Origin of the sequence: Cohnella baijiui, from assembly GCF_020731285.1 — a bacterium.
Taxonomy (GTDB): Bacteria; Bacillota; Bacilli; order Paenibacillales; family Paenibacillaceae; genus Cohnella.
In genome coordinates, this window is record NZ_JAJFOW010000015.1 from 20,215 (window position 1) to 38,536 (window position 18,322).

19 protein-coding genes are annotated in these 18,322 nt (G+C 52.3%); 15 read left to right on the forward strand and 4 right to left on the reverse strand.

The window, feature by feature from the left end; translation table 11 throughout:
- Positions 1–82 precede the first annotated feature (82 nt).
- From LKX83_RS15535 to LKX83_RS15545, 3 genes are all read left to right on the forward strand, one after another.
- Entirely contained in the window at positions 83–1,813 is a 1,731-nt protein-coding gene (locus LKX83_RS15535) for an extracellular solute-binding protein (protein ID WP_227883199.1), read from the forward strand.
- Positions 1,814–1,895: 82 nt separating this feature from the next.
- The gene (locus LKX83_RS15540; RefSeq protein WP_227883200.1) at positions 1,896–2,786 is read left to right on the forward strand and encodes an ABC transporter permease; all 891 of its coding nucleotides are present in this window, start codon (positions 1,896–1,898) and stop codon (positions 2,784–2,786) included.
- Positions 2,787–2,800: 14 nt separating this feature from the next.
- Complete coding sequence (locus tag LKX83_RS15545; RefSeq protein ID WP_227883201.1) at positions 2,801–3,688, forward strand: carbohydrate ABC transporter permease; 888 nt, start codon at positions 2,801–2,803, stop codon at positions 3,686–3,688.
- A 96-nt stretch (positions 3,689–3,784) separates the two neighbouring features.
- On the opposite strand, the gene LKX83_RS15550 is transcribed toward LKX83_RS15545, so the two are convergent.
- Complete coding sequence (locus LKX83_RS15550; protein WP_227883202.1) at positions 3,785–4,897, reverse strand: SGNH/GDSL hydrolase family protein; 1,113 nt, start codon at positions 4,895–4,897, stop codon at positions 3,785–3,787.
- A 116-nt stretch (positions 4,898–5,013) separates the two neighbouring features.
- Between LKX83_RS15550 and LKX83_RS15555 the strand changes: the two genes are divergently transcribed.
- The 12 genes from LKX83_RS15555 to LKX83_RS15610 all read left to right on the forward strand — a co-directional run bounded on the left by LKX83_RS15555 (position 5,014) and on the right by LKX83_RS15610 (position 14,719).
- On the forward strand, positions 5,014–5,862 hold the full coding sequence (locus tag LKX83_RS15555) for an AraC family transcriptional regulator (protein WP_227883203.1): 849 nt from the start codon (positions 5,014–5,016) through the stop codon (positions 5,860–5,862).
- Between the two features lie 106 nt (positions 5,863–5,968).
- Complete coding sequence (locus LKX83_RS15560; protein ID WP_227883204.1) at positions 5,969–6,448, forward strand: DUF6530 family protein; 480 nt, start codon at positions 5,969–5,971, stop codon at positions 6,446–6,448.
- Positions 6,449–7,528: 1,080 nt separating this feature from the next.
- Positions 7,529–7,903, forward strand: a complete 375-nt coding sequence (locus LKX83_RS15565) for an MFS transporter (protein ID WP_370639086.1) — start codon at positions 7,529–7,531, stop codon at positions 7,901–7,903.
- Entirely contained in the window at positions 7,890–8,993 is a 1,104-nt protein-coding gene (locus LKX83_RS15570; protein WP_227883205.1) for an AAA family ATPase, read from the forward strand. Before LKX83_RS15565 ends, LKX83_RS15570 begins: the two co-directional genes overlap by 14 nt.
- Before the next feature lie 11 nt (positions 8,994–9,004).
- The gene (locus LKX83_RS15575; protein ID WP_227883206.1) at positions 9,005–10,096 is read left to right on the forward strand and encodes a vWA domain-containing protein; all 1,092 of its coding nucleotides are present in this window, start codon (positions 9,005–9,007) and stop codon (positions 10,094–10,096) included.
- A gap of 235 nt (positions 10,097–10,331) precedes the next feature.
- Positions 10,332–11,192 (forward strand): aminoglycoside phosphotransferase family protein, encoded by an 861-nt coding sequence (locus LKX83_RS15580; protein WP_227883207.1) that lies wholly within the window; start codon positions 10,332–10,334, stop codon positions 11,190–11,192.
- 123 nt (positions 11,193–11,315) lie between these two features.
- Positions 11,316–11,738 (forward strand): cupin domain-containing protein, encoded by a 423-nt coding sequence (locus LKX83_RS15585; protein ID WP_227883208.1) that lies wholly within the window; start codon positions 11,316–11,318, stop codon positions 11,736–11,738.
- A gap of 42 nt (positions 11,739–11,780) precedes the next feature.
- Positions 11,781–12,197, forward strand: a complete 417-nt coding sequence (locus LKX83_RS15590; RefSeq protein ID WP_227883274.1) for an MmcQ/YjbR family DNA-binding protein — start codon at positions 11,781–11,783, stop codon at positions 12,195–12,197.
- Positions 12,198–12,384: 187 nt separating this feature from the next.
- Positions 12,385–12,771 (forward strand): hypothetical protein, encoded by a 387-nt coding sequence (locus LKX83_RS15595; RefSeq protein WP_227883209.1) that lies wholly within the window; start codon positions 12,385–12,387, stop codon positions 12,769–12,771.
- An 82-nt stretch (positions 12,772–12,853) separates the two neighbouring features.
- Complete coding sequence (locus LKX83_RS15600; protein WP_227883210.1) at positions 12,854–13,708, forward strand: ABC transporter ATP-binding protein; 855 nt, start codon at positions 12,854–12,856, stop codon at positions 13,706–13,708.
- Positions 13,701–14,354: an ABC-2 transporter permease gene (locus LKX83_RS15605; RefSeq protein WP_227883211.1), complete on the forward strand. Its 654-nt coding sequence runs from the start codon at positions 13,701–13,703 to the stop codon at positions 14,352–14,354. The genes LKX83_RS15600 and LKX83_RS15605 overlap by 8 nt, the downstream gene beginning before the upstream one ends.
- Positions 14,354–14,719 carry a GntR family transcriptional regulator gene (locus LKX83_RS15610; RefSeq protein ID WP_227883212.1) on the forward strand — a complete coding sequence of 122 codons (366 nt, stop codon included), beginning with the start codon at positions 14,354–14,356 and terminating at the stop codon, positions 14,717–14,719. Before LKX83_RS15605 ends, LKX83_RS15610 begins: the two co-directional genes overlap by 1 nt.
- 75 nt (positions 14,720–14,794) lie before the next feature.
- Here LKX83_RS15610 and LKX83_RS15615 read toward each other — a convergent pair whose 3' ends face one another.
- The 3 genes from LKX83_RS15615 to LKX83_RS15625 are packed head-to-tail and all read right to left on the reverse strand — an operon-like array spanning position 14,795 to position 18,231.
- Positions 14,795–16,306, reverse strand: coding sequence for an ABC transporter substrate-binding protein (locus LKX83_RS15615; protein ID WP_227883213.1), 1,512 nt, complete (start codon positions 16,304–16,306; stop codon positions 14,795–14,797).
- 54 nt (positions 16,307–16,360) lie between these two features.
- Positions 16,361–17,257 (reverse strand): carbohydrate ABC transporter permease, encoded by an 897-nt coding sequence (locus LKX83_RS15620; RefSeq protein ID WP_227883214.1) that lies wholly within the window; start codon positions 17,255–17,257, stop codon positions 16,361–16,363.
- Positions 17,258–17,271: 14 nt separating this feature from the next.
- Entirely contained in the window at positions 17,272–18,231 is a 960-nt protein-coding gene (locus tag LKX83_RS15625) for an ABC transporter permease (protein WP_227883215.1), read from the reverse strand.
- Positions 18,232–18,322: the final 91 nt, after the last annotated feature.

Consider the following 18,322-nt stretch of genomic DNA (forward strand, 5'->3'; position numbering starts at 1 on the left):
ATCAACACGATACATCCTTCCGACTTCCGGGAGCAGCCTCCAAGGTACAATGGGGGTGAGCAGATTAAAGGGAGGGATTCGATTGAAAAGAAAGACGGCCAGCGTTCTGCTGGCAGCCGGGCTTGCGATCAGCATGGCAGCTTGTTCTTCCTCCAATTCATCCAACTCGTCCAGCTCGTCCAACTCATCCAACGAAACGAAAGCGCCTTCATCCGAAAGTTCGCCGGCATTGTCGGGAGACGATCTAGCGTTTTACAAATTTCCGAAGCCCGTCGACGTCCACGTCGGCATGGTCGTGGATCCGACAGACAAGACGCTGCCGCAGGGCGACAGCGCCAACAACAACCAATACACGCGTTATCTCAAGGAAAAGTACAACATCAATGTGATCGTGGATTGGACGGCGGCGACCGGCAACGATTACAAGCAAAAAGTCAGTCTGTCCATCGCTTCGGGCAAGCTGCCGGACGGGATGGTCGTCGACGACCGCTCCTTTATGACCAAAGCCGCCAGCTCGGGACTCCTCTACGACATCTCCGACCTATTCCAGCAGTACGCCTCTTCCCAGGTCAAAGAAATCATGGAAAGCACGCAAGGGCGCGCGATGGAGAACGCGAGCTACAAAGGCAAAATGGTGTCGCTCCCCAACATTACGGTCGATACCGACGGCGTCCACATCATGTGGATCCGCAAGGATTGGCTCGACAAGCTGAATTTGCCGGTACCCAAGACGCTAAGCGACGTGGAGAAGACCGCGAAGGCCTTCATCGACAACAAGTTGGGAGGGGCCAATACGATCGGCATCGCCGGCCCGTCCAAGAATACATTCCCTTATGCGACGTTCCTCGTGTCCTCCAACAACATGGGCGGATTCGATCCGGTGTTCGGCGCCATGGACGCTTATCCGGGATATTGGCTGGATAACGGGGACGGCTCGGTCACCTACGGCACCCTGACGGACAGCACGAAGAAGACGCTGACCTTGCTCGCCGATTGGTACAAGAAAGGACTCATCGATCCGGAGGTAGGCACCCGCGACAACGTGGGCGATCCGATCAACGCGAACCAGGCGGGCATCTTCTTCGGCCCGTGGTGGAACGGCGGTTACGGCAACGGGGACTCCTTCAAGAACGATCCGACCGCCAACTGGCAGGCCTATCCCGTGTACTCGGACGATGGCAAATGGAACGCGCATATGAAGACCACGGGAAGCACCTATACCCTGATCAGCAAAAACGCGAAGCCGGACGTCGTCAAGGCCATTCTCGTGATGAACAACGCGCTTGTCCGCGACGAGTCGACGTTCGACCTCTCCGTCGCCGTAGGCTGGTATCCGCTGCGCAACGTCATGGCGGCGGCCAATGAGACGGAATACGAATATGCCGAGCTGCTCAAAGTGCTGAAAGGCGAGACCAAGCCCGAAGATTACAACAAGCCGAACAGCTTGTACAAGTTGATGTACTCGGATGCGAAGAAAGTGCAGAGCGTCGTGAAGGCGCCATTCGACGACCTGAGCGTCAGCAACTTCAACATGACCAACTTCGGCGACTTCCAGCGGATGTACTCGCTCCTGATCGGGGACCGTCCGTACGCGACCACGCCAATCGACAAGAAGGTATACAGCGTCACTTACAATCAAACGCCGACGATGGAAACGAAGTGGGCGAACCTGAAGAAGATGGAGGACGAGACCGTCCTGAAAATCATCCTGGGCCAAGCGTCCGTCGATTCGTTCGACACCTTCGTGAAAAACTGGAAGGCGCAGGGCGGAGACGAGATTACCAAGGAAGTGGCGGAACTTCTCAAAAAATAACGCGCGAAGCTTGCAAAAGGCGTTGGCGGGGTCAATGCCTTTTGCAGCTTTGGAAGCTTTCCGATGATTGGGGGCAACTGCGATGCGGAAAATGGGGCTTCAAAAGCATTATTATTTGATGCTGCTTCCCGGCATGATTTGGTTGATCTTGTTCAGCATCGTGCCGATGTTAGGCATCGTCATGGCGTTCCAAAATTATAATCCGGGACAAGGCTTATTCCGTTCCGAGTGGGTCGGGCTGGATAATTTCAAATATATGTTTCAATTGGGCGACAGCCGAACGGTGATCCTCAACACGTTTATTATCGCGGTCGGCAAGATCGTGCTCGGTTTAGTGGTGCCGCTTGTATTTGCGATTTTGCTCAACGAGCTGACCCACTTGCGGTTCAAAAAACTCGTTCAGACGGTCGTTTACTTGCCGCACTTCCTGTCCTGGGTCATCATGGCGACGATCGTGATCGGCATTTTCGGCTATTACGGCGTCGCGAATACGATCGTTCAGGCGTTCGGGGGGCATCCCAAGCTATTTATGGCGGATGCTGGCATCTTCCGCCAGCTGGTCATCGGGACCGACGTGTGGAAGGAGTTCGGCTACAACGCCATCATCTATCTCGCGGCCCTGACGGGCGTCAACCTGAATCTGTATGAAGCGGCCGCCATCGACGGGGCGAATCGTTGGCAGCTCATCCGGCACGTGACCCTTCCGGCGCTGTCGACGACCGTCGTACTGCTGGGCGTACTAAGCCTTGGCAACGTGCTGAACGCGGGATTCGATCAGGTCTACAATCTGTACAATCCGCTGGTGTATTCGACGGGCGATATTCTCGATACGTGGGTTTACCGGTTGGGACTGCAAAATCTTCAATTCTCGCTCGCGACGGCCGCGGGATTGTTCAAGTCGGTCATCAGCTTCGTGCTCATTTTCATTTCCTACCGGCTGGCGTATCGGTACGCCGATTATACGGTGTTTTAAAGGGGGGATTGGCCTTGGTTCGCAATAAAACGCTAGGCTCCAGGACGTTCGATACAGCCAACGTGGTCCTCCAGGTGTTACTGCTGCTCAGCTGCCTGTACCCGCTCTGGTATACCCTCTGCGTATCCATCTCCAACAAATCGGCCGCGAATGCGGGTCTGGTGACGTTTTATCCGATCGGCTTCTCCTTGACGCCCTACAAGGAAATCATCGGCGACAAGCTGTTCTTCAATTCCTTCTGGATTTCCATCCAACGAACCGTGCTGGGGACGATCTTCTCCATGCTCGTGACCGTTCTGATGGCCTATCCGCTGGCCAGACCCCGAAGAGAATTTAAAATGCGCAATACGTTCATGTGGATCCTGGTCTTCTGCATGCTCTTCAACGGGGGCTTGATTCCCTGGTATCTCACCATCCAGCAATACCATTTGATCAACAGCATCTGGGCGCTGGTGCTCGGCGGCGGCGTGCCGATCTTCAACGTCATCCTGATCATGAATTTCTTCCGCAATCTTCCGAAGGACTTGAACGAAGCGGCTATCGTGGACGGCGCCGGACCTTGGTCCATCCTGTTTCGCGTCTATATTCCCTGCTCGGTCCCCGTGCTTGCGGCGGTGGCTTTGTTCATCAGCGTGTACCACTGGAACGAGTTCTTCAACGGCCTGGTGCTCATGAACACGTCCGACAAATACCCGCTGCAAACTTATATCCAGCAGTTGGTCGTCAATATCCCGGTCGGCACTTCCCTCACCCCCGAACAGTACAAGAAGCTGTCCGAGTTGTCCAATCGGACGCTGAATTCCGCCAAAGTGTTTATCGCCATGGTGCCGATGCTCGTTGTTTATCCGTTCCTGCAAAAGTATTTCGTGTCCGGCATTACGCTGGGGGCGGTAAAGGAATAAGACGCTCGAGGGCGTATGAAATGGTGGAATTCGTTGAGAGCGGCGGGTCTCCGCCAACACGAAAGCCGACCATCCGGTCGGCTTTTTGGCATGCTCTTACGGGTTGATTACCGCCGAGATCGCCTCGGCATATTTTTCCGCCAAAAACCGGTATCCCGCATCGTTCGGGTGAACGCCGTCATAGGACACATATTGGGAGAAGCTGTCGTCGTTCCATTGCTTGGAAAGATCGATGAACGTACAGCCGGACACGCTCGCACAGGCATTCTGAATCGCTTGATTATAAGCCGCGTTATCTTCGTCGGACCGACCCTGAATGGCGATGATGCCGCTGGCGAACAGGGGCGTATTCGGCATCGCCTCTCTCATCGTTGCCAGATACTTCGCATAATCGGCCTGGTACTGCTCGGGCTCGATCCGTCCGACGGCGTTATAGCCGTAGACGGAGAGCACATAATCGGGATTCAGCTGAATGACGTCCGCTTGCACCCGATCCAAAGCGCTGTTCTTGACGGTGGCCGCGGTGGCGACGTCGACGTCGGTCTTGCCGATCCCTTGGTTGATGCTCTCGACACCCAGAAGTTCGCCAAGCACGGGCGTGATGGACGTTAATCCCGTATTGCTGGAGCCCGTTCCGTCAATGTAGCTGTGCCCCATGACGACCAAATTCTTTCTGTCGTCTTCGGGCTTCCGCACGTTGGCATCTTGGCCGACGTACAAGCCGCTGATTTCGCTGTAGTTCGTGAAAACAAACTCGATTTGATGCCACCCCGTAAGATCGTTGAATATCGGGATTTCATTGTTCTCGGAGCCTTTGCCTTTATCGACTGCCAGCTTCCCGTCCACATAGATCGATACCGAGTCAAACGAAGCGCGATGCTTCAGAATGGCGAAAGAGCTGTCCGTTTCGATTTTGGCGCGCCTTCCGTACTGAGGGCGGTCCAAACTCGTCAGCCAGCCTTGCATCACGTCGCCCCAATCCTCCACGTTTATCTTTTTCCACGGGCCATTCGCATAAAGCCAGTCGGGGCTCGTCGCTCCGATCAGCTTCCTTGCCGCCGGATCGGTTGGGACGGAGCTGCCGTCTTGCGCGCCGGATGGGGCTCCGATCGGGGTCTTGCTCTGGCATCCTGCAAGGACAACCAAGCCCAAGATCCCGGCGATGATCCGAAAAAAGATGCTGCGAGTTGCCGTTTCGATTTCCGTCACCTCCTTGTTTCCTTCCGATGTTGAACTTAGTTTATCAACGGGAAAGATGACGTTCCTGTCTTTTTCTGCTGTTTCCCGCTGCCTTCGGAATTTATAATGGAACTGAGGTGATACGCATGGATTGGCCGACACGAATGGAAAACGCGCTGGATTTCATCGAAACCCATCTCATGGAAGAATCGCTATCCGTAGAGACCATCGCGAAGGCCTCGTTTTCCTCTCCCTTTCATTTTCAACGGATGTTTCATATGTGGACCGGCATTACGCTGGGCGAATACGTGAGAAAGCGCAAGCTGACGCTAGCCGCGCAGCAATTCGCCGCATCCTCCGCGAAGGTGGTCGATGTCGCGTTGCAGTTCGGCTACGAGTCCCCGGAGGCTTTCAGCAAGGCCTTCCGCAAAGTCCACGGAGTACCCCCTTCGGAAGCCCGTCAGACGGGCGTTCCCTTAAAAGCGTTCCCGCGCGTTTCTATACAGTTCTCCGAACCGGGAGAGGAACAAATCGATTATCGCATCGTCGACAAAGAAGCGTTCACGGTCGTCGGCAAATCCGCCGAGCTCGTTTGCGGGAACGAAGGCCGCAGCCGACCGTGGTTCTGGAAGGAATGCCGGCTGGACGGCACGCTCGCCAAGATCGAGGCGCTGGAAACGGATATGCCTTTGCTGGGCATTACCGCGAACTTCGATGAAGAATTCACCTACAGAATCGCCAGGGAAGCAGATCCTTCTTCCATGCCGGACGGGTTGATCTCATATACGATTCCGTCGGCTACCTGGGCCATCTTCTCTTGGGTCGGCCCGCTTCCCGATGCGATTCAGAATGGGTTCCGCAGCATCTATCGGGTTTGGTTCCCGGCCACCGATTTCGAGCATGCCGGGTTGCCCGAGATCGAAGCGTATTTACCCGGAGACACCCGGTCGGAAGGCTATCGCTGCGAGGCTTGGATTCCGATTTTAAAGAAATAGAAGCGTGGAACGATTTTCCTGCTCCCAAATTGACTATTGAGTCATGATGGGATATCATAATTTATTTAGTAAATAACTAACTTAGTATGAGGAAAGAGGGAAACCCATGAAAATTCCTACGACCTTGAAGCATAAACCCGTGATTGTCTCCGAAAATTACGAACAGGTGGACGGCCGGCTTTCGAACAACACGGACGCGAAGGGGCTTTCCTTGGGATTGGCGCAATGGAACGATCGAGGCAAGGTCGATATTTCCGCCAAAGTGTGGAGATATACGGGGGAGAAATGGTCCAGACAGTCGGAGGAGCTTCCGCTTCATCGCGTACTCGATCTGTCTATTCTGATTTGCAGGGCCATGGAGCATTTCCGCGAAGCCTACCGGTACGAGAAGCTGTATGACCCGCAAAATCCCGTCATCGACCGGATCGGACTCCAGGGGGATGCGATGACCGTGGCCGTCTGCACGGATAACGACAAGATCAACGAGGATATCAAACTGTTCAACCAAGCTTTAAGCGATGACGGCGAGATGATCGGCGAGCGGCTTCGCACGTTATCGAGTATTTTAAAGGAAATGGGCTATTAACGATTTAAAATATTCCCACGGTTAACGGCTTCCGTTGTAGGATCGCCATTCAAACCCATAACCGATTCTCGGCAAGGAGTAATGCGGTTATAAGGTGAAGACAAAAACAGCGATATCGCTTTTTAGCCGACTTGTAAGGGTGGTGTGAATAGGGTGCGGTGGGTACGAGGGGGGCGATTTCATTTTAACGGTTGCCGCAGCGGTTATTACTGGATAGAGTTGCATTTAAAAATTTTAACGGTTCTGAGAGACGTTATTTCGGGCAAATTAGAGCGTACTAGACGAAAAACCGAAAATAGGCTCGTCAGCAACCGTTAGAAATTGAATCGGAACATTTCGAGACGGATAGGCGCTCATACAACCGTTAGAAAAGAAACCTCCGTTTTTGGGTCCGATTAAGCCTATGACAACCGTTTACCGACCGCCGGAGCAAACCCATTTCGAGGTTCATCGCCCCCTGTGAACGTTCCACCAAACGCCAAAAAACGCACTTGATTTGGCGCGCTTCATTGATATATTTGATGGAACAAGCCTGCAACGTGTTAAAAATCCTACAAACTACTACCTATCAAGTCATCCTCCCCTGACGCCCGGAGTTACGCGGATTTTCCGCATAACTCAGCGCGATTGCAGCACAGTTGCCCGGAGTTATGCGGATTTTCCGCACAACTTGGCGCGATCACCGCGCAGCAGCCCGGAGTTACGCGGATTTTCCGCATAACTCAGCGCGATTGCAGCACAGTTGCCCGGAGTTATGCGGATTTTCCGCACAACTCGGCGCGACCTCCGCGAAACGTACGCCGCCGCCCTAACAGCCCCCATCCCAGTCCCAAAAAGCTCCCCACCTGACGCGGTCCGCCCGGACTGCGTTTTTCTTTGGTCATACAGAATTTATAAGTTTTCACGTCTTCCATTTCTGTATGACCAACGATAAAAACGTGTCGCCGTCTAGGAAGATGGCAAAGCCGTTTTTACTTGCGATGTCCAAAAAGTGGCGATCCAACGGATTGACGAATGAAAATCGATGCGTTATTATGAACTAGTAATTTACTAAATTACTAAATTACTAAATGGCTGCTGATGGCGGGTCTCCTGGTCAGCGCCGCCTGCACCGTCGGCGTAGGCGCCTCCTCGATCGTTTGGATCACCCTTGCCCTCCAGGCGATCAGCGGATTGTTTTATCCCTGCATCCAAATCGGGATCCAGACGCTCATTTTGCGCAATACGGAAGGGGCCTTTATCGGGCGCGTTTCGGGCGCGATCTCTCCGATTTTTATGGGGATGATGGTGATCGGAATGCTGTCGGGGGGCGTTCTGAAGGATACGTTCTCTCTGTCGCTCGTCTACGCGGTTAGCGGCTGCCTGATGATCGCCGGCGCGCTTTTATTGCTTCCCCTCATAGCGATTCGCCATCGTAAAGCTGTCGGGAAAGGAGAAAAACATGAGCCCACTTGAATATCAATTGTCGCCCGGCAGGAAATGGACGGAGGCGGAACAAGCTCAGATTTGGAAAAAGCCGTTATCTCATCAAGAGAGCGAAGAGGAACGGCGCGTCACGCAAGAAATCAAGCGGAACTGGCATCGCGGAGAAATGAAGATCGCCAACATCTTGCTGGAAGGCGACGCCGGTTCCGGCAAGACCCAGCTCGCCAAAGCGCTGTCCGCGAATTTCGGGCTTCCGTATACGAAGGTGACCTGCTTTGCCGATATGGACAAATCGGATATCATCGGCGCCATTTTGCCGATCATTCCCTCCGAAGCCCTGGAGAAGATGGATCCGGTCGATCAAAGCGTTCTTCAAGCATTGTATGAAAGCGACGGCTTTCAAAGCGCGACCGAAGTCATGATGGAGGCGTTGGGATTTCCCCGGGAAGCTGCCGCGCAAAAGCTGAAACAGCTCCTGAAGAACGCGGCGGATCATAGCGGGGGCGAAGCCGTGGAATACCGTTTTTATCCGTCCGAGATCGTCCGAGCTTTTCGGAACGGGTACCTCCTCGAAATCCAAGAGCCGAACGTGATTCGCGATGCCGCGGTATTCATGGCGTTAAATTCGGCCTTGGAGCTGGACGGGAGCATCAACCTTCCGACGGAAGTGATTCGCAGGCATCCGGACTTTATCGCGGTCATTACGACGAACCGCCATTATGCGGGGGCCAGACCGCTGAACGAAGCGCTGCGCGACAGAGTGCAGCATACGGAGAAAATGGACCTGCCGGCCCGGGAAGCGATGATCGAGCGGGCGATGGCCAAAACCGGTTACGCGAACATGCAGGTGCTCGAAGTTTTCGCGGAGGCGATCCGGGTATTGGACAAAACAGCCCGGGCCAACGCCATTAAAGGCGTGGCGGGCATGCGGTCTTACTTCTACTGGGTGGACGCGTTTGCCGGAGGCGCCTCTGCCAGGGCGTCTTTGTATCCTAAGGTCATTTACAAAATCACGACCGATGCGGAGGAAATCCGAATCCTCGAAGAGGCGATAAGATCGCATGGATTGCTTGAGAAGATGGACGAGGCCGAGCTCGGGCTAAAAAAAAACGGGTTTTAGACACGGCGGAAATGGCGATATGGGGAACGATCGAGGAAGCCATGCCCGACTCGAATCCGGAGGAAGAGACCGGGATTGCGTTTAAAAAGGCCGCCGATCAGGAGGAAGGTTCATCCGATTGCGATTCTGACGATACCGAAGCGATGGAGAGTTCCGACACGGGAGAGGACGGGGGGCCCAGGATCCATCAGGCAAACCCCGACGCCATGAAGGATGATGCGCAGCAAAAAGAACGAGAGTTCCGGAAAAAGCTGAATCGGGAATCGCGGGAGATCGTGTCCGATTCGATTCATCGGAACGTCAAGCTCGTTGTTCACCGCCCGGAATATTCGCCGGATCGGAAGCAAGAGTATGTCGCCCTAAGCAAGGAGCTTATGCCGGTCATCCGGGAAATCGCCAGAAAGACGCTTCCGTTGCTGGAGCATGAAGTCTCTGCGGATTTTGCGGGTCGTCAATATGACGGTACCCGATTTCAAGCGGATAGCGTGGCTTACCGGGATTTCAGGTATTTTGCCAAGAAACGCCCGCCGTCGGAGTCCCCCTCCCTCGCGGTCGGCCTGAGAATCGACGAGTCGGCATCGATGGCCGCCTTCGGGAGATTGGAGGCGGCCAAGCGCGCGGTGATCGCGGTCTATGAGTTTTGTCAGATGTGTCAGATCCCCGTTTTGATCTATGGCGATACCGCGGATGTGTCCAGATTGGAGCAAGTGTCGCTATTTGCGTATGCCGATTGGAATCAGACGAGTCCCCATGATCGATTCAGGTTGATGGGCATTCGCGCCCGAAGCAATAATCGGGACGGCATGGCGCTTCGAATCATGGCGGAGAAGCTGGCGGCCGCGCCCCAAGAGACCAAGCTGTTGATCAGCTTAAGCGACGGGCAGCCCAAAGCGATGGACGACTACACCGGCCATTACGCGGCCCGGGACATGCAGCAAACGATAGCGGAATATGAACGGAAAGGTATCACATTTTTAGCCGCCGCGATCGGTCAGGACAAGGAGGTCATTCAGCGCATTTACGGGAACGAGAGATTTTTGGACATGGCCGATCTGAAGACGTTCCCGGCCAAGCTCGTTCGGATCATCGCGCGATATTTGTGAGTTTCATGATCCACGATCCAAATCAGCAACCCGCCAATGATGAAGATTGGCGGGTTCTGATCGTTCGATCATATTTTCCCAGGATTGATTCAATGGCTGCATGGAGAAATGGAGTGGATAGTCGATTAAAACAAAACATTATCTTGTACACCCTTCAAAACCACCATATGATTGAAGAGAATAATTTGGTAATAATACCATTTTATCTAATCGTGGGTCCAAGGGAGAATGAAACATGTTAGAAATAACAGATGTTAACAGCATCATCAATACTCTTTATGAAGAAGGCATAATTGATAACAATGTTATTGTAACTAATAATAAGACCGGATCTACTGATGGTATTGTTTATTTTCTTTCTGAGCACGACGAAACGAAATATGTTCTGAAAATTGACCGTCCGCATCAAATTGCTTTGGCCGAACAATTTCTTGGAACTTATCGGCCCCTTACACTTTTACCTAAAATTCTCTATACTGATCCTTCTAAAGCGTATATCGTGTATACATACATTAAAGGTACAACTCATTATGATCGTGGAATAAAAATAAATTGGTTGACAATCTTAGTTAAAGAACTTTTCAATAATTACGAAAAACATGTACAAATTGATAAGTGGGGAAGGCTAGGATCTCCGATTCAATCTTGGCGTGAGTGGAACTACCGGAGTTTGGTGGATACGAGAAATGATTGGGGAAGCCTGTTATCCATTGAGGATTACAATAGAGTAGCATCAATATTTGAGAACATATCGAAAAATGAAGATCAAAAAGTAAGATATTTGTTGCATGGGGATACTGGAGTGCATAATTTTGTATTTTACGAACGCTCACTGGTTGGTGTTATCGACCCATCACCGATGATTGGTCCTATGCTATACGATTTCACTTACGCTTTTTGCTCTTCCCCAGACGATTTGAACCTAGAAACTTTAATGGCAGCCTTTGATTTGCTCCATCATGAGCCTATTGAAAGATCAATGTTGATTGAAGAAGTAATCTTTCAACTTTATTGTCGAATTGGGATCTGTATAAGATTCCATCCGCATGATTTAGAGGATTACTTAAAAGCGTGGGAATATTGGAAGTCGGTGTAACGGAATCGTTTTGACACAGGCTACATTTTCCACCAGCACCTCTCATATTGTCAAAGTTGAAATCTTAAGAGCAAGCGAGAAAACAGAAGAAGAAATTGCATTATAGTGGGAGGAATAGTTGCTATGACACAAGCTAGTTACTTTGCATCGCTTGTCAATGGAATGCCACTAGAACCAGAAGGTTCAAAGTTAGCCATTGCGGAGTGGACAGCTCCAGGTACTCCCCTAGGAGACACGCCTTTACTTATTGCACCTTTGCACATTCATCATAACAACGATGAAGCCTGGTATGTATTAGAGGGTACTCTTGGTTTTCAAGTTGGAGCTATGAAAATGGAAGTCAACGCTAACGAAGCAGTAGTCGTGCCTCGTGGAACTCCTCATACTTATTGGAATCCAAAGCCGGCAACATCGCGTTATCTCATTGTTATGTCTACTCAAATAAGAACATTGATTGATGAAATCCATGCAACCGAGCCGCGAAATTATGAAAATATGAAAGATCTTTTTAGAAGGTATGAATCCGAGCTGCTTGAATGGTATTAACTAATGAGAAGAGACACGAATAAGGGGGGGTGAAAGTTGGACATGCAATCTTTGTTTGCAGAATCGCCAGCTCATAAAGCTCTATTCGATAAAATAAAATCGTTTTGTCTTTCCTTTCCTGGAACAAGCGAGAGGCTAAGCCATGGCGCTCCGTCTTTTTTCATCGATAACAAATTATCATTTGTACAATACCGCGTTAACCATCATGGAGATGGAAGGATCGCACTTTGGTGTGCTGCTCCTCCAGGCGTTCAATCCTTGCTCGTAGAATCATCGCCCGAGATTTTCTTTATCCCCGCTTATGTTGGACATCTTGGATGGGTAGGAATGAGACTTGATGGCCATGTGGATTGGGAAGAAATATCAAGTGTGATTGGAGACGCATACCTAACTAGATCGCCTAAAAAGTACAAAGATCAAACAAAACAAATCAAACAATCGGAGCTCCCTGAACAATGAAACTAAGCAAACCAGCATAGGAAGCACAAGAGCCCGACCATACCCGGTCGGGTTCTTGCTGCTCCTCCTTTGCGGTGAATCCAAATATAGGCGATCGAACAATTGACTCTGTGCGCCCCTCATGTTATATTGTGCATGCACGATATACACAATTATTCGAAAACCACCATTAAGGACGTGATGAATAGTGAGAAAGTGGAATCAAACCTTTTTTATCGGATCCGTGCTGCTTGTTGTCGGGATCGTTTGGGCGATGACGACACACCGCATGGGAACGACTGAATGGATGTTGCTGCTAGTGGGAGTCGTGTTGGGCATATTGGCGGGAATGGTTCAAGGGTGGGCAATCGCTCAAAAGGAGCATGGAAAAATCAAATCGGGCATGCGGATTTTCTATATCGTTGCAGTAATTATCGTGCTTGTTGCTTTGAAGGTCACCTTGAATATTGCGTTTCCGTCGTATATCGCAACGAGTCAAATCGGAACCTGGCTGTCGATTGTATTTGCCATTGGAGGCCTGCTCCTCGGACGTGCTGTATACCCTCAACCGGTGAACTCGGCTAGGCGGGGGTGATGATCGTCCAACCCGATGAAAGCCGCAGTTGCGCGTGTAAGAAGTATGGCAAGGAATACACCATTTGAAGAGGAGGCAGGGCATGCTGGCGTTAGACATTCGAAACTTAAATAAAACATACAACCATTTTCAGCTCAAAGACGTCTCGTTCCAACTGGAGAAGGGCTATATTATGGGGTTTATCGGTACCAACGGCGCAGGAAAGACAACGACCATCAAATCGATTATGAATATGATTCAGGTGGACAGCGGCGAGGTACACATTCTGGGCAAGAACATGGCCGAACACGAGATCGAATTAAAGCAAGAAATCGGTTGCGCGTTCGGCGACATCGATTTCTACACGCGAAGCAAAATCAAAACGTTGACCGAAGCGATCAAGAAATTTTACACGAATTGGGACGATCAAACCTATAACAAGTATTTGAAAAGGTTCAAATTGGACGAAAACAAAAAAATCGTCGAATTGTCGACGGGAATGAAAGTGAAGTACAGTTTGGCGCTTGCCTTATCCCATGGCGCGAAGCTGCTCATTCTCGACGAACCGACAAGCGGTCTCGATCCGGTCTCCAGAGACGATCTGCTGGATATTTTTCAAGAGCTCGTCATGGATGGCGAAATCAGCATTCTTTTCTCGACCCATATTACCTCCGACTTGGAAAAATGCGCGGATTTCATTACCTTTATCGAAGACGGGCAAATTATCCAAAGCTCCGAAAAAGAAGCCTTTTTGGAATCCTATCGCCTGCTAAGCGGCAGCCAAAGCCAGTTGGACCAGGTAAAGGAGCAGTTGATTTCTTACAAAATCAATTCTTTCGGCTTTACGGGATTGATCCGCTCCGAAGACTTTGATCCCGCATCCGATTTGAAAGCAACTACGCCTAATCTCGAGGAAATCATGATTTACTTCGCGAAAAGGGAGGATATGCATGTATAATCTAGTGATCAAGGATATTAAATTAGGCATACATCCGACGTTCTTCGTCATGCCTTTTTTAACAGGCGCCTTAATGCTTATTCCCGGCTGGATCTATTTTCTCGTCCTTCTGTATTTTTGCTGGATCACCATACCGAACACATTTGGCGGATTTAAAGCGCAGAACGATTTGCTCTTTACCGCGATGATGCCCGTCACCAAAAAAGACATGGTGAAAGCAAGGGTATCCGTCATTGTCATCCTGGAATTGCTGCATATTGTAATCGCCATGCTTTTTGGTATCCTGAACCTGAACCTATACCCGCATTTTGTCTACCACTTCTTCGCGCCGCACATGGCTTTTTGGGGACTCTGTTTCGTCATGCTTGCGATTTTTAACCTGGTCTTATTCCCCATGTATTACAAGACAGCCTATAAATATGGCGGGGCGGTGAGCACGGCCATTGCGGCCGCGATGCTTTTTGCCGGAATCGCACAATGGATCGGAGTCGAGAATTCCGCTGTGGCCGACGCATTCAATGGCGCCGGCGCCCACAATACGGCCCTTCAAATCTCCATCCTGGCCGCAGGAATTGCAATCTTTATTGTATTCACCATGATTGCCTATCGCATGGCGGTCAAACGATTCCTCAAAGTGGAGATATGATGAACGTAGCGATTTCAAACACCTCCGAAAAACCGATTTACCAGCAGCTTTTCGAACAGATCGGCTCGCAAATTTTGAAGGGCGAGCTGGAAAGCGGCTATTGCCTGCCGCCGATTCGGCAAGCGGCTCAGGAGCTTCGCGTTAGCGTCATCACCGTTAAGAAAGCTTGGGAAGAGCTCGAGCGATGCGGGTTGATCAACACGATAACGGGCAAAGGGTGTTTCGTAGCCGAATTCTCTTCCGACGAGATGCTGCAAATCCGCAACGACATGGTTTTGAAGCAAATGGAGAGCGACACGTCTTACTACAAATCCTTTGGCCTCACCCTGGACGAGGTTGTGGAGCTGTTAAAAAAGATATATTAACCGAAGACGACGCCATAGAAAAAACAACCCGCCCTTCCTTGAAGGGCGGGTTGTTTTCGTGTTACGATCCGGGATTCATCCGTTTTTCTTTTTCTCCGCGACCCAGGCGTCCAGCTGCCGCTGAAGCTCCGCCTGAATTTTCTCGCTGCCGGCTTTTTTGAGCTTGTCGAGGTATTGGGGCAAGTACTCGGCCGGGTCGACCGTGCCGGTGAAGAGCAGCGGCTCGTATTCGGCGCGGATGGCGGCGACGTTGGCATTCTCCGCCTTGACCGGGGTGTCGTCGAAGTTGAATCCGAACGTCGGCTGTACGAAGGCCGATGCGTTCAGCTTCTTGGTGACTTCCCATGTATCCGGCGCCTGGCCTTCGATCAGATAACCGTTGAACACGTTGCCGAATACCCAGTTGGAGGCGATATAGCCGCCGTTCGGCTTCGTTTTGACGGTGTTGTCGTCCAGCTTGTCGTAATGCTTGCCTTCGAGGCCAAAGCTGAGCAGATTGAACAGCTTGCTGTCGGTGTTGACCAGCTCGAGCAGCATCATGGCGCGCTCCGGATTTTTGGAGGTGCGGCTGATGGCCGTCAGCGTCGCGATGTTGGAGGTGCGGGTCGTGGTTACGTCCGTCAGCGGGATGCCGATGATGTCCCTTCCGCCGTTTTTGGCCTTGATCTCGGCTTCGTATCCCGGCTTCATCGTGTATTCGATGGACGCGGCGAATTTGCCGTTGTAGCTGCTGTCGATCTGCTTGACCGTGGACGCGTCTTCGTTGATGTAGCCTTTCTCGAACCAGCGGTGCATCAGCTCGACGAACTGTTTGTATTCCGGCGATTCTTCCATCGAGTTCGTCTTGTACGATTCGTCGCCGATCTTGACCCCGTAGTCGTCGTAGCCGTAAAAGAACGGATGGAACTTCGTGAGCGGACCGACGAGCATGAAGGGAACGATGCCGGGTTCGTTTTTCTTGACCTGCTCGAAGAACGGCTCCAGGTCCTCGTACCGTTTCACCTTGGACGGGTCCAGCCCGTATTTGTCCGCATACTCCTTAATCACGTTAATGCCGTAACGGGAGATGACGGTCTGATAGTTCGGCACGGCGTAGATTTTGCCCTGGTGCTTGGTCGCGTCCCAGGTGAACTGGGGGATCGCCTTCTTCGTCTCGGGGGCGTATTTGTCGATCAGCTCGTCGAGCGGCAGGAAGGCGCCCTTTTTCACGTTCTCGTCGTAGTTGAACGCCCAGTTCGCCGTCCAGACGAGATCGAATTTCTCGCCGGCGGCGCTGGCCGTATTCAGCTTGGTCGTGTAGCTGCCGAAGTCGATCGGCTTCAGCTTGACGGTCGCGTTGATTTTCGGCTTGATGATTTTGTTGACTTCGTCCTCGATCAACTGCTGGTCCGGCGACACCTGCGCGACGCCGTAGTACCACGTGAGCGTAACTTCGGGAAGCGCGCCGTCGCCCCCCGACGCGGATGCCGGCGCGGATGCGCCGCCGCTCGCCGAAGGCGAAGCCGTGCCTCCGCTGCCGCTGCCGCACGCCGTCGCGAGCATGGCCAACCCCAACAGGACGATGCCCATGTATCGAGCCCTCTTCATACCCAAACCCCTCCATTTGTCTAATCGATCCCTGTGAAACGATACCCTGAGGAACTATCCTTTCAACGAGCCTACCGTCATGCCTTGCACGAAGTACTTCTGGAAAAACGGAAAGATGAACATCATCGGGCCCGCCACCAGAATGACCAGCGCCATCCGCATCGATTCGTTGGGCAGCTGGCTCATGTCGAGCCCCAGGCTCTGGATGTACTCGCTGTTGTTGCGGAGAAAATCGAGCGTGTTCATGATGCGGACGAGCAGCAGCTGCAGCGGCACGAGCCGGTCGTTGTCGATGAACAGCAGCGCGTTGAACCACTCGTTCCAATAGTTGAAGGCGATGAACAGGCCGAGCGTCGCCAGCGCCGGCGTCGACAGCGGCAGGATCATGCGGAAGAAGATGCGCCACTCGCTCGCTCCGTCGACCTTGGCCGATTCGATCAGCTCGTGCGGGATTTTGCCCATGAACCCTTTCATGATGAGCACGTAAAAGGGAGACAGCATGCCCGGCAAAATGATCGCCCACAAGGAATTTTTCAGGTGCAGGTATTGCGTCATCAAAATGTAGAACGGCACCAGCCCGCCGGAGAAAAGCATCGTGAAGAAGATGTACACCGTCAAAGGAACTCTCAGCCGGTAATCCCTCCGCGAGATCGTATAGGCGACCATGCTGGTGATCAGAAGGCTCAGGACGGTGCCGGCCGCGGTGATGAAGATGGTATTCCCGTAAGCCCGCAGCAGCGCGCCCGGCGTCCGCAAAATAAAGTCGTACGCGATGATGCTGAAGCGGGAGGGGACAAACGAATAGCCGAACTCGACCAGCGCTTTCTCGTCGGTCAGGGAAACGGATACGATCAACAGAAAAGGCGCCACGATCGCGATCGACAGCAGAGCAAAAAACAAATGGGTCATCGCGTTGCCGAATCGGTTGCGTTTCAATGCCGTCTCGCTCATGGATGCGTCATCTCCTACCAAAGCGAATTTTCCTCGTTGATTTTACGGACCGCATAGTTGGCCGCCACCACTAGCGCGAATCCGACGAGCGACTGATACAGCCCTACGGCGGCCGCCATCGAGGTGTCCCCGCTGACGCTGAGCGCGCGATAGACGAACGTGTCGATAATGTCGACCGTGTTGTACAGCAGCGGCGAATTGCCCGATACGAAGAAATGAAGGCCGAAGTCGCCCCGGAACATGCTGCCGATCGTCATAATGAGCAGGATCGTAATGAGCGGAGCCAGCATCGGAATCGTAATCTTGCGCACCATCTGGAACCGGGTCGCCCCATCCATCCGCGCCGCCTCGTAGTAGGACGGATCGATCGCGACGATGCCGGCATAGTAGACGAGCGCCGAAAAGCCGATCGACTTCCACAGATGGGCGATCGTCAGGATGGCCGGCCAGTCGGCCGGCTCGAGGTACCAGCGGACCCGATCCAGGCCGAACGATTCGAGCAGCCGATTGACGAAGCCGTAGTCGTGATGCAGGAAAATTTGTGCCAGGTACATGATGACGACCCAGGAAACGAAGGTCGGCAGAAACATGACGGTCTGATAGTACTTGCTCCATTTCCGCGAGATCTCGTTCAGCAGAATGGCGACGAACAGCGCGCAAAACGTCGTCGCGATCCAAAACCAGACGTTGTAGAGCACGGTGTTGCGGGTGACGATGTACGCTTTCTCGGTCAGGAAGAAAAACTTGAAGTTGGCGAGCCCGACCCACTCGCTGCCCCAGATGCCTTTGTCGTACCGGTAGTTCTTGAACGCAATGATAACACCGAACATCGTCAAATAGCTGAAAACGAAAATATAAATCACCGCCGGGAGCGCGAGCAGGCTTAGCTCCTTGTCGCTGCCGCGAAGCTTCTTGCGGGATTTCGGCTTGTCTTCGGCGATGGCGCCGGGCAAGACGGCTTCGGATTGGCGCATGCGTCCCGTCCTCCTCTCGATCGTATTGGTTCGAATGCGTCCGGTTCGCTTCTCCATCATGGCACGCCCGCCGGCGCCGCCGAAATCTCAA